Raw genomic sequence first — 11,548 nt, 5'->3', positions numbered from 1 at the left:
AGAATAACAATATGCCTATTCGCTCTTCTCAACCTTTGTATATTCAGGCCTGTGGCTTTCACTCTGCCATGGGACAAGATGATGCGCTCATCCACCAGTGTTTATCAGGAGCGAAGCCATCCAACATGGTGGTTGACCAAGATATTTTAAATTCAGGCCGCCAAACAGTAATCGGTCGAATTGCACAGACGTTACCGCAATTACCGACCGCACTCAGCCAGTTTGATACGAGAAACAACCGCCTCGCACTTTCGGCTTTGCTGCAAATCGAAGGCGACGTGCGTGACGCCATTGCTAAATATGGTCGTGACCGTATCGCAGTCGTGATCGGCACCAGCACATCTGGCATTTCAGATGGCGAAATCGCATTTGGCGAAAAGCTGGCAAACGGTAATTTTCCTGCCGACTACCATTACACCAAACAAGAGCTTGGCAACTGCAGCGATTTTATTGCCGCCTACTTTGATTTGAGCGGCCCACATTACTCAGTTTCAACCGCCTGCTCTTCTAGTGGTCGTGTTTTTTTAACCGCGCAACGCCTGATTCGCTCTGGCATTGTTGATGCGGTCATTGTGGGTGGTGTGGATACCATTTGTCGCCTAACACTAAACGGCTTTAACGGTTTAGAAGCTCTATCCGATACCCTTTGTAAGCCGTTTGACCAACATCGCAACGGCATCAATATCGGTGAAGCAGCAGCATTAATGTTGCTAAGCAAAACACCTGCGCCCGTTGCTCTTCTCGGAGCTGGCGACAGCTCAGACGCACACCATATTTCCGCACCACATCCAGAAGGGTTAGGCGCAGAAGAAGCGATGAAAAAAGCGTTGGCCAATGCAGGACTTACAGCGCAAGACATTGGTTACATCAACGCGCATGGCACAGCAACGCCGTTAAACGATGCGATGGAAAGCAAAGCCATTCATCGCTGCTTTGGTGACTCCGTTCCCGTAAGCTCGACAAAGCCACTTACCGGACACACATTAGGCGCAGCAAGTGCAACGGAAGCCGCGATCGCTTGGCATATTCTCAAGTACAACCTTGATTTGCCAATACAACACTGCGAAACCAAAGCAGACGATATCCATATATCGTTAGTTGAGACGCCAACCAAACTGGGTAACAAAGCGATTCTCAGCAACTCTTTTGCTTTTGGTGGCAATAATATTAGTCTTATTTTTGGTTACGCTCATGACTAAACTTCCTCCCATCGAACAACTTTTGCCACACGGCAAACCAATGATCTTGGTTGATCGTGCTTTGGATGTTCAACAAGATACGATTCACTGCCAGGTTGATATCGCAGAACACAACCCGTTCTTCGACTCAACTTCTCAAACCGTGCCAGCTTACGTTGGCATTGAGTTTATGGCGCAATCTGTCGCGGCGTGGTCTGGTTACCACGCATTAATGAAGGAACAAGCGCCACCGATTGGCTTTTTGCTTGGTAGCCGTCGATACACGTCTGAATGCGATACGTTTTCTCGCGAACAGGTGCTCGATGTGTATGCTGAAAAAGTTATGGAAGATAACGGTATGGCGGTTTTTTCAGCCCGTATTGAGCTACAAGGAACTGTTGTAGCGACTTGCCAATTGAACGTTTACGTTCCATCAGAAGAAAAATTACAAGAAATGAAAATCAGGAGTCAACAATGACCCGACAAGTCCTCGTTACAGGTGCCAGCAAAGGCATCGGTAAAGCCATTGCCGTTCAATTAGCCAAAGATGGTTTCCAAGTCATTGTCCATTACATGGGCGATCAACAAGGCGCGCAAGACACCCTAAACACCATCGAACAGCATGGTGGTAGCGGTCGTCTTATCCAATTCGACATCAGTGACCGTGCAGATTGTCGTGAGAAGCTAGAAGCCGATATCGCCGAACACGGCGCTTACTATGGCGTCGTAAACAACGCTGGCATCACAAAAGATACCGCTTTCCCTGCGATGACCGAAGAAGAATGGGATGGTGTGATTCATACCAACTTAGATAGCTTCTACAACGTTCTTCACCCTTGTGTTATGCCAATGGTGCAAAAGCGCAAAGGCGGCCGAATTGTTACGCTTGCATCAGTCTCTGGCCTAATGGGGAATCGTGGTCAAACTAACTACAGCGCAGCGAAAGCGGGCGTAATTGGTGCAACAAAATCACTCGCGCTTGAACTGGCAAAACGCAAAATCACCGTCAACTGCGTTGCTCCAGGGCTTATCGACACAGGCATGGTAGACGAACACGTGAAAGAACATGCGATGCCGCAAATTCCTTTGCGCCGCATGGGAGAGCCAGAAGAAGTTGCTGGTTTAGTCAGTTACCTTATGTCTGACATCGCAGGCTATGTAACTCGCCAAGTCATTTCGGTAAACGGAGGCCTAGTATGAGCCGTCGAGTTGTTGTAACCGGAATGTCAGGCGTGACTGCGTTTGGTAACGATTGGCAATCTGTCGAACCAAAACTGCGTGACTGCCAGAACGCGACGCAATACATGCCTTCTTACGAACAGTATGATGGTTTGAACACCAAGCTCGCGGCACCAATTTTAGATTTTGAACTGCCAAAGCACTACAAGCGCAAGCAAGTACGCGGCATGGGGCGTGTTTCCAAATTGGCGACCGTCGCAACAGAAAACGCACTAAGCCAAGCAGGTTTGATTGGTAACGACGTACTCACCAATGGTCAAACGGGTATCGCATACGGCTCATCAACAGGCAGTACTGACGCAATCGGCGCATTTGGTGTCATGCTGAATGAGAAAACCACTAAAGCGATCACCGCAACGACTTACGTGCAAATGATGCCGCATACCACGGCAGTGAACGTTGGTCTATTTTTCGGTTTGAAAGGCCGAGTGATCCCAACCAGCAGTGCATGTACCTCTGGCAGTCAAGCAATCGGCTACGCCTACGAAGCGATCAAGCACGGCTACCAAACGGTCATGGTTGCTGGTGGCGCTGAAGAATTGTGCCCAACGGAATCCGCGGTCTTCGATACCCTTTTTGCCACCAGTCTGAAGAATGAAGACCCGAAAAGCACACCAAGACCTTATGACTCCGATCGCGATGGTTTGGTGATTGGTGAAGGTGCGGGAACGCTAGTTTTGGAAGAGTACGAACACGCCGTCGCTCGTGGCGCGAAAATCTATGCAGAAATCATCGGTTTTGCCAGCAACTGTGATGCCGCACACGTCACTCAACCACAGATGGAAACCATGCAAATCTGTATGGAAATGGCTTTGCAAAACGCGGGCATTCCTGCTGAGAAGATCGACTATGTATCTGCTCACGGCACTGCCACCGACCGCGGCGATATTGCGGAAAGCAACGCAACAGCGAATGCTCTGGGCAAAGTGCCAATCAGTTCACTCAAGAGCTACTTTGGCCACACACTAGGCGCCTGTGGCGCGATTGAAGCGTGGCTAGGTTTAGAAATGATGCACACAGGTTGGTTTAACCCAACGCTCAACCTAGAAAACCTCGACGAGCAATGTGGCGATTTAGACTACATCGCCGGACAAGGCCGAGAGCTGGACGTGAAATATTTGATGAGTAACAACTTCGCCTTTGGCGGCATCAACACCTCCATCATCTTTAAAAAGATGTAATGCCCTTAATAAATGCAAAAGCGCTGGTTAACCAGCGCTTTTTTGTTGGTGGCTATCCAGATTGCTAGAAATTGCAATGGCTAGAATGCCATTCAAAAGTTGTAGATAGAGTGGCAATTACAGCCAAAAACCTAAAAACGACAAAGCCCCGACAACTCAAAGAGTTATCGAGGCTTTTGAATAAATGGCACGCCCTATTGGATTCGAACCAATGACCACATCCTTAGAAGTGATATTGTCTTATGATTACCCTTGGTTACATATTATTAAATTAACCATTAATAACAAAAGCTTAAATTAATACGCGACTAATTTCCAATTACCTTCGATTACATATAACTACACTAACCCACCTCCTTACTTGACTAGTTACTTGACTAACTTTAATGTTAGTCAAGTAACGGCCACTTAGGGATTTCAGTAAACATATGCTAACGGTTAAAGAAATAAAGGGACTAAAACCCAAAAAAACACCCTACTACACCTGGGACAAATCAGGCGAGAGGGGGAAAGGTCGTCTTGGTGTACAAGTGATGCCTTCAGGAGCTATCAACTTCAAATTTCGCTACTTCAAACATTCCAAGTCCATCTTCATACAGTTAGGTAAGATGCCAGGAATGAGCCTCGCTTTAGCTCGAGACCTTTGTAAAGAGTACGGCGATTTATTGTCCCAAGGCATAGATCCAAAAGATGAGCTTGAAAAGCGTGCCAGAGAAAAGTCTCAAAAAGAACGTGAAGCGACTGAAATTGGTAGCTTTGAGCAATTAATCACGCTACATGCAGAACACAAGAAAACAGAGGGAAAGCGATCTTATCAAGATGAAATGAAAAAGATTGTTGATAACGTATTTCCTTATCTGGATATCAAGCGAAAGGCTAAGGATTTTAAAGCTGAAGACTTCATCCACATCCTTTCCATTCCGATCGAGTCAGGACATGCAGCTAAAAGCAACAAGATACGCTCAATCCTTCACGCTGCTTTCAATTTTGGTCGTTTCTATGACAATGACCCCGCATACAAAAACCGTAACACTAAGTTTGGCATTTCAGGGAATCCGATTGCTGACATACCAAAACAGACTTGGGCAGAAAAAGCTGGTACACATTTCTTAAGCTGGGAGGAAGTCGAAAAACTACTCTGGGATATGGATCATCGATATGCAGATCTTGATTTTGCTTTTCAAACCCGCCAAGCCATAAAACTGTGCTTTCATCTAGGTGGTCAACGTCCATACGAAGTCGTAACGCTTGAATGGAGTGACATTAATTTCAAGGATAAGTATCTCACCGTTCAACAAGGAAACTTCAAAACGAACGTTCCTCACGTAATTCCTTTAACCAAAACAGCAATTAACATACTTCATGACTTAAAGAGCAACGCAGCACAAGATAGCCCTTACGTTTTCTACAAGAAGACAAATCCTCTTGAGCACATGCCTACGAATTCGATTGCTCAAGCATTGTTAACTTATAAGTCCCGCACAAAGGAAGTTAGACCATTCATCGGCAGAGATTTCCGAAGAACCGTAAAAACTCTTGGTGCAACAATAAAGTTATCCAAAGAGATTCGAGATCGCATACAAGGTCACGCTCTTTCTGACGTCTCGTCTAAGCACTATGATATGTACGAATATCTCGACGAGAAAAGAGAAGGTTTGGAAATTTGGGAAAAGGAACTAAACAAGCGGGTAAAGAAGTTTACACCCTAACTAAGCCAAAATGACTACCAAACTTAGCACTAAATCATCGTCCTAGATTGTAATAGCTTGAAACTCAACCTGTCAGAACTCACACTGCGATGCAATCAGATCTGACAGATTTTTGTATCTAACTTCTGCCCCCTTGTATATTTGCGAGAGTTCGGGCCGATATATATCTTCCCTTATCTATGGACACAAACTAAGTGAACGAGAGCTAAGAGGCAGCGAAAGGCAACTCCCAGTTTCACGCAAAACAAGAGTCCTACTACTCTGAATAATTGTTCAAGTTGCGATCAGTAATGATCTATGTCTTTATAAAGGCTTTTGCTCAATCATTACATCCATCCCGACCTTATTACGTCTCATCACGACATTAGTTTTGAACCTCCTAATATTTGGATCGTCGAAAAATAGTCTATGGGTTAATACTTCGAAGTCTTCCATATCTTTCGCCAGACAAATCACCGCAAAGTCTGCTTCTCCAGTAATGTAGTAACATTGCTGTACTTGGGGCTCATTAATCATTCTCTTTCGAAAGTTATCTAGCATATCGGAGCGCTCTCGCTCCATTTCGACTAAAACCAAAAAGGTCATTTTCCACCCCAGTTGCTCTGGGTCGAGAACAGACACATCTCTTAGGATGACTCCACTATCTCGTAACCGTTTTATTCGCCTTTGGACAGTAACCGTTGATAATCCTACTTCATCGGCGATCAGGTCAAGAGGTGCGCGACAATCTTCCTGAAGAATAGAGAGTATTGCTAAATCAGCTTTATCAAGTTCTATCATCGTTTTCCTATCTCATCGGTATGCATGTTCATTTTTAACACATAAAGCCAAATTCTGACAGATAGTCATCAAAAGTTTAGATAAGTATGAGGCATAGACATCACCTAGAAAAGTTAAGCTATAAAAAAGCTCACAAAACTTGGATGTATGATGAACAAAGTAACTTCAGACTCTATAGAAATATCGTGTCCAACGAAGCCACTATCATGGCTAACACACTGCACGGATTATGAACCAACTCCATTAACAGAGTTAGCTCTTGCTACTGAGGCCGTAGGGGGCTCGACTCTATATATCAAAAATGAAACTAACAGAATGGGGCTTGGTTCCTTCAAAGCTCTCGGCGGAGCGTATGCTGTTTTTTCTTTGGCTGAAGAAAAGCTGGGTCGAATTCTGAAAAGGACTCCCAGCCTAGAAGAGGTAACGCAACTAAGCCATGAATATTTGAAACAAGAAACTATTTGTTGTGCATCAGCAGGAAATCATGGTCTCTCGGTTGCAAAAGGAGCAGCTATTCTGGGCTTACAGTGTGAAGTGTTTATATCTGAGCAGGTTCCTAGCGGATTTGAAAAACGTTTGCAACAAATAGGAGCGAGAGTAATTCGTGCAGGAGTGACCTACGAGGAATCCATGAGTAAAGCTTTGTCTCGTTCACAAGCAGATAAAGTCACTCTCATTACAGATTCATCATGGACAGGTGAAACTTATTATCCTTCTTTAGTAATGCAGGGATATTCAGTATTGGCTCAGGAGATGCTAGATGAATTTAAACGATTAGGTCAATGGCCGACACACGTTGTTTTGCAGGCTGGCGTGGGAGGTATGGCAGCGGCTGTAACTCAACACATACGAAACAAATGGCCAGTACAACCTGAAATTATCGTGGTCGAACCCGAATGGGCAAATTGTTTACAGCAGAGTGTCAAGCATGGAGTTATAACCTCTGCTAAAGGGCCTGTTTCAAATATGGGGAGACTAGATTGCAAAGAACCTTCAATCTTGGCATTTGACATCCTCAAAGTAGGTGCAGACAGTTTTGTTACTATCACAGATGAACAGGCTACAGCAGCAAAAAACATGCTTTTTAGTCATGGTATCAATACCACAACATCAGGAGCGGCTGGATTAGCTGGCTTAATGTTTTCCACCATTCCAAGCGATGCTAGACCATTAATCATTGTTACAGAGACCCAATGAGATCGAAGATCGATTTGAACACACATAACTTAGCAAAAACCAATAGATAGTTATTAACAACTTCAAACAAGAGATTAGTCAGATGAAGAAAACGCAAATCTTAGCCTTTGGCGAACCAACTTTACATATTCCAAGTGCGGAAGTTGACTTCAACGATCCTGGATTGTCCGATGAGATTGAACAACTAATCGTTGCTTTAAAAGAATTTCAGTCTGAGCATGGCTGGGGGAGAGCTATGGCTGCACCGCAAATTGGTATAAACAAGCGTATGATTGCTATCAGGATTAATCAAAAAACCCAAGTATTGATTAATCCTCAGATTACCCGTACAAGCTCAGAAAAAATGGTCGTCTGGGATGATTGTATGAGCATGCCTAATATTGCAGTGGAAGTAGAAAGGCACTGTAGTATTGATATCCGCTATACAGATGAGAGCGGACAGCAATGTTCTTTGACCAATATAGACCCTGACTTTTCCGAACTTTTGCAACATGAAATTGATCATTTAGACGGTATTGTAATGACAGATAGGATAATAAGTGGTGGTGCAGTCATTCAACGAGACCTAGTTGAGAAGTATGAGGGACATAGGGAGCTAGCAAAACGACATAGTGACAGATAGCGGCAAAGCAGAGGTCTTCCACAATACAGTGAAGGCCTTACTTGGATACACTGCACACCATGTACATCTCTTGAATAGGATAAAATAACTAACAAGAACCTAAGGCAAGGGTTTTATCCATTTTCGAGCACGAGCGGCATCATCTTAAGTGGTTCCGCTCTGCTATTTAGGATGTAAAAAACTCCCTAATGAGTAGATTTCGTCCGCGAATAAAACACATCTTTTTCAAAATGTGAGTTGCGATAACAGTAGCTCAACACAAATCACATAGCTGAGAATAACTAACGTGTGTAAGATCGAATCTGAATCACTATGTCTAAATACCCAAACAACATTACAAACATTTGGTTGCTACGCCCATTAGCGTTTAGTTTTCACTGCGCTATCTATGGAATCAGCAGGTTTCTTTTCGCGAACCTGCCTTGCTGCCGCATTAACAGCTTGTGCAAAGGATTCAGCTATCTCAGGTGTATAAACCTTACTACCTTTGCGTTGTTTTACTTTATCTACCATACCTCTACCACATAACCGCTACTTCAACTCGACAAGTTCGACGAAGTCGGCCAACATACTTACATAGTCAACCTTAAGCATAATGGTGTTTCCTCTCCTACTCAATCAATTTGGTTCGATTCGTTAATTATTTACTTAATCAATCCAAGACAAGAAACCACTACTCCATACCTTTTAAAAGGTAATAAGTTGACTAACTCTAATTTTATATTATACGAAAATTAAGTTATTCCAACATATTCCCATTATAAGCAATTTACTTTTTAATAATCCAACGATACATAATTTACTTTATACAACACAAATCAATTAATTCCCTAAAAAATTAAAATCATACTAAATATTAATTTTAATGTCAGTTGAACAAATACCATATAACGAATTAAAATATAGAACAGGCACTCTCTGTTTATTCCCATCTGTAAATTTTGACACTGCTCTCCATGAGTGCGAGCAGGAGAATAATCACAATGGTTCCACTAAATTAAAAAACACGGAAACAAGCCAGTACTAATTATTTCTCGTTCCTCGAAATTAATTAGCAGCTTGTCCTGCGGAGCTTCCTCGCTAACGCTGCGGTGCTCGAACCTTACGGTTCTGCGCTTGTCGCTCCGCTCCTCCTTACCACTAATAAAAATAATAAAGGTAATCAGTATGATTAATTTTGAATTAAGCATCAGAGAAAAGCTAGACCAAATGAGCAGTGCAAAGCTCATCGAACAACGTCAGCTCGTAATTGAAATGCAGGGTGACTACCGTCATCTGAGGGATTCTGATGAGCAACTTGAAGTCCTAAAACTTATTGAACAGCGTATCAATAAGCCAAACCGCGGCAGACCACGGAAATCAGCAGAATCAAAATGCAGTGAACAGGTCAAAATCAATATAACTCCGCAGGAAAGAGCAGAACTCGAGTACCGTAGAACAAAGCTAGGCTACAAACATCTATCCACTTACATGCGCGATATCACCCTTAACCTGACGCCAGATCTGCAAGTCAGTTCTATAGAAAGACCCGAGCTTGATGAAGGTTTTCTGGAATCAATATATGAAGATATTCAGTTCTCAAGCATTCAACTGATGCAAGCCTTACAGGAAAATGTACTAGATAAAGAGACAGTAAGCCTCATCATCGAATACCTATCTCTGATTCAACAAAAGCTTGCAAAGCGAGAACAACAGGAGTTAGCAGAATACAACTCAGATTTCGCTTTGGTGCTAGCGAATAGACACTTGACCCAAGAGCAGCTTCAAAAACTCGCTGACTTTAAAGAGCTACGCCAAGAAGCAACTTACATATAAACCCGTGGGCGACTCTGTCGCTCCCTTCCGACCCCGTCGGGTCGAACCTACCGATTCCACTCACCACATTACAATTATAAAAAAGGTGTAACCATGGCTATTCACAAAATTTTCAAGACTAAAAATCCAAGCAAAAAGCAATCCATTGAAGAACAGTCTGCTGCAACTACCAGCTATGCAGCAGGCACAACCAAAGATCTCCAGAAATGCGTACGAGTCGAATACTCTTCTGGCAAGTTCAAACCCCACGAAGAGAACGACATCATCAGCGAAAAAACACAGTTTCTTATGGCTCATAATATATCCTCACAGCTCCCAACCTTAAAAACACCACACCTTAAAATCCATGAAATGGACTGGTCTGAAATTGGACGTGAGATAGCGAGCTATAAAAGCAAAACTGGCATGCAAAAACCAACCAGCCACCGAATGATATCTCTTCAAAAAGGCGAGCAGCTTAGCCATAACCAATGGCGCAAGCTCGTGAAGAAGTATATGAGTAGGATGGGGCTTCAACACACAAAATATGTTGTGTTTATTCACCATGACACTGACCATAGCCATATCCACATCAACTGCGGCGCTATCGATGTTAAAACCAAGAAAGTCGTTAACGAATGGCAGAATCACCGTAAAGCCACGACGGTCATGCGTGAAATTGAAAAGGAATTTGGACTCGGTAGCATCGCCAATCCAGGCGATAAGATTAACAAAAGGGATGAGAACTCTAAACTAAAGTCCATTCACATTACACCAAACAAACAAGCTAAACGGGGCGATAAAGCGCAAATACTACGCAAACTAGACTTTGTTCTTGAGCAAAACAGACTTCTTAATGCAAGGCCAACCCTCCCTGTTTTTCTAGAGCAGTTAGAAGCCGTTGGTGTGCAAGTTAGGCTTAGTTACAAATCTCAAACAGACAAGTTACCCAACGGTATGTCCTATCGTTTGAGTAAGTCCAATAAATCACGAAACAAGACTAACAGGCCAGCCTTGTACTTTCCTTCTTCAAAGATGGGACACGGCAACGCATACTCCCTAAAAAACCTGCTGAATAACGGCCGATTTACAATGACTGAAAGTGACAGTCAAAGCCTTAAACAGTTAAATATTCTTGAATCTAAGCGTGCTTATGCCATTGTCAAAGACCCAATCCAGACCATAGAGAATGAGCACGGTCATCTTCTGAGCCATGATGACCGTCACTGCAACGTGGTGCTTCGCTTCAAAGCGAGAGACTTCACAAAAATCAATAAAGCTCTCAAGTACTCACACCTCCGCACTTACCTTCAACTTTACAACGAGGGCGGTTCTAGGGAATACAACTCCAAGCTTCATGCCTTTGTTTTCAGGGTGAAAATCAATCAAAAATGGCATAAGGAACGCTACAGCAAATCTTGGTTCAATTCTCCCAAAATGACTCGTGATGAATACTCTGCATTGGTCAATCAACATCTGGCAGAGCTATTGATTGAGTTCATTGAATCATTGCTGCATATGTTGGGCTTTGGCTCCCCTTCTATTGATGCAGAAAGCCATCTGGGAGACTACAAAGAGCAACAAGACTTCCAGTTAAGGCGCGACGATGGACTACATACCATCCACACCATCCCCCAAATTCTAAATGCCATACAAGATGCAAACGCAAGCGGACATATCGAACGCTACTTAGAGATGTGCAAGGAGCAAGGGCTAGATCTAACCTTAAAAAGTAAGCTCTAGCTGACTAATTTTAGTCAACTTATTATGGCTCATAATCAGAATAATAAGTTGACTAAAATTCTTTTTCAAATATAAATAAATTAATTACCAAACAAAATAATACAG

11 protein-coding genes are annotated in these 11,548 nt (G+C 43.2%); 9 read left to right on the top strand and 2 right to left on the bottom strand.

Annotated elements, in window-relative coordinates; translation table 11 throughout:
- Positions 1–11: 11 nt before the first annotated feature.
- The 5 genes from R8N28_RS10885 (at position 12) to R8N28_RS10865 (ending at position 5,307) form a co-directional block, all read left to right on the top strand.
- The gene (locus R8N28_RS10885; protein ID WP_054730341.1) at positions 12–1,199 is read left to right on the top strand and encodes a beta-ketoacyl-[acyl-carrier-protein] synthase family protein; all 1,188 of its coding nucleotides are present in this window, start codon (positions 12–14) and stop codon (positions 1,197–1,199) included.
- Complete coding sequence (locus tag R8N28_RS10880; RefSeq protein ID WP_065274269.1) at positions 1,192–1,656, top strand: hotdog family protein; 465 nt, start codon at positions 1,192–1,194, stop codon at positions 1,654–1,656. The genes R8N28_RS10885 and R8N28_RS10880 overlap by 8 nt, the downstream gene beginning before the upstream one ends.
- The gene (fabG, locus tag R8N28_RS10875) at positions 1,653–2,378 is read left to right on the top strand and encodes a 3-oxoacyl-ACP reductase FabG (RefSeq protein ID WP_005388326.1); all 726 of its coding nucleotides are present in this window, start codon (positions 1,653–1,655) and stop codon (positions 2,376–2,378) included. The genes R8N28_RS10880 and fabG overlap by 4 nt, the downstream gene beginning before the upstream one ends.
- Positions 2,375–3,598, top strand: a complete 1,224-nt coding sequence (locus R8N28_RS10870) for a beta-ketoacyl-ACP synthase (protein ID WP_025508283.1) — start codon at positions 2,375–2,377, stop codon at positions 3,596–3,598. Before fabG ends, R8N28_RS10870 begins: the two co-directional genes overlap by 4 nt.
- Positions 3,599–4,026: 428 nt before the next feature.
- Positions 4,027–5,307 (top strand): tyrosine-type recombinase/integrase, encoded by a 1,281-nt coding sequence (locus R8N28_RS10865; RefSeq protein WP_318183379.1) that lies wholly within the window; start codon positions 4,027–4,029, stop codon positions 5,305–5,307.
- Between the two features lie 303 nt (positions 5,308–5,610).
- Here the strand turns inward: R8N28_RS10865 and R8N28_RS10860 are convergent, their stop codons facing one another.
- Positions 5,611–6,087: an Lrp/AsnC family transcriptional regulator gene (locus tag R8N28_RS10860; protein ID WP_318183378.1), complete on the bottom strand. Its 477-nt coding sequence runs from the start codon at positions 6,085–6,087 to the stop codon at positions 5,611–5,613.
- Positions 6,088–6,237: 150 nt separating this feature from the next.
- Here R8N28_RS10860 and R8N28_RS10855 point away from each other — a divergent pair, with 150 nt between their 5' ends.
- Together R8N28_RS10855 and R8N28_RS10850 are read left to right on the top strand one after the other, a co-directional pair.
- Positions 6,238–7,284 (top strand): diaminopropionate ammonia-lyase, encoded by a 1,047-nt coding sequence (locus R8N28_RS10855; protein ID WP_318183377.1) that lies wholly within the window; start codon positions 6,238–6,240, stop codon positions 7,282–7,284.
- Positions 7,285–7,366: 82 nt separating this feature from the next.
- Positions 7,367–7,906, top strand: coding sequence for a peptide deformylase (locus tag R8N28_RS10850; RefSeq protein ID WP_318183376.1), 540 nt, complete (start codon positions 7,367–7,369; stop codon positions 7,904–7,906).
- A gap of 360 nt (positions 7,907–8,266) precedes the next feature.
- Here R8N28_RS10850 and R8N28_RS10845 read toward each other — a convergent pair whose 3' ends face one another.
- Entirely contained in the window at positions 8,267–8,419 is a 153-nt protein-coding gene (locus R8N28_RS10845) for a hypothetical protein (protein ID WP_318183375.1), read from the bottom strand.
- Positions 8,420–9,073: 654 nt separating this feature from the next.
- Here R8N28_RS10845 and R8N28_RS10840 point away from each other — a divergent pair.
- Together R8N28_RS10840 and R8N28_RS10835 are read left to right on the top strand one after the other, a co-directional pair.
- A complete protein-coding gene (locus R8N28_RS10840) occupies positions 9,074–9,721 on the top strand; it encodes a hypothetical protein (RefSeq protein WP_318183374.1) in 648 nt (215 codons plus the stop codon).
- A gap of 93 nt (positions 9,722–9,814) precedes the next feature.
- Positions 9,815–11,443 carry a relaxase/mobilization nuclease domain-containing protein gene (locus tag R8N28_RS10835; RefSeq protein WP_318183373.1) on the top strand — a complete coding sequence of 543 codons (1,629 nt, stop codon included), beginning with the start codon at positions 9,815–9,817 and terminating at the stop codon, positions 11,441–11,443.
- Positions 11,444–11,548: the final 105 nt, after the last annotated feature.

Source organism: Vibrio sp. Vb1554 (genome assembly GCF_033344235.1).
Note: the sequence above shows the minus strand (reverse complement) of the source record. Positions and strands in the feature narration are given on the sequence as shown.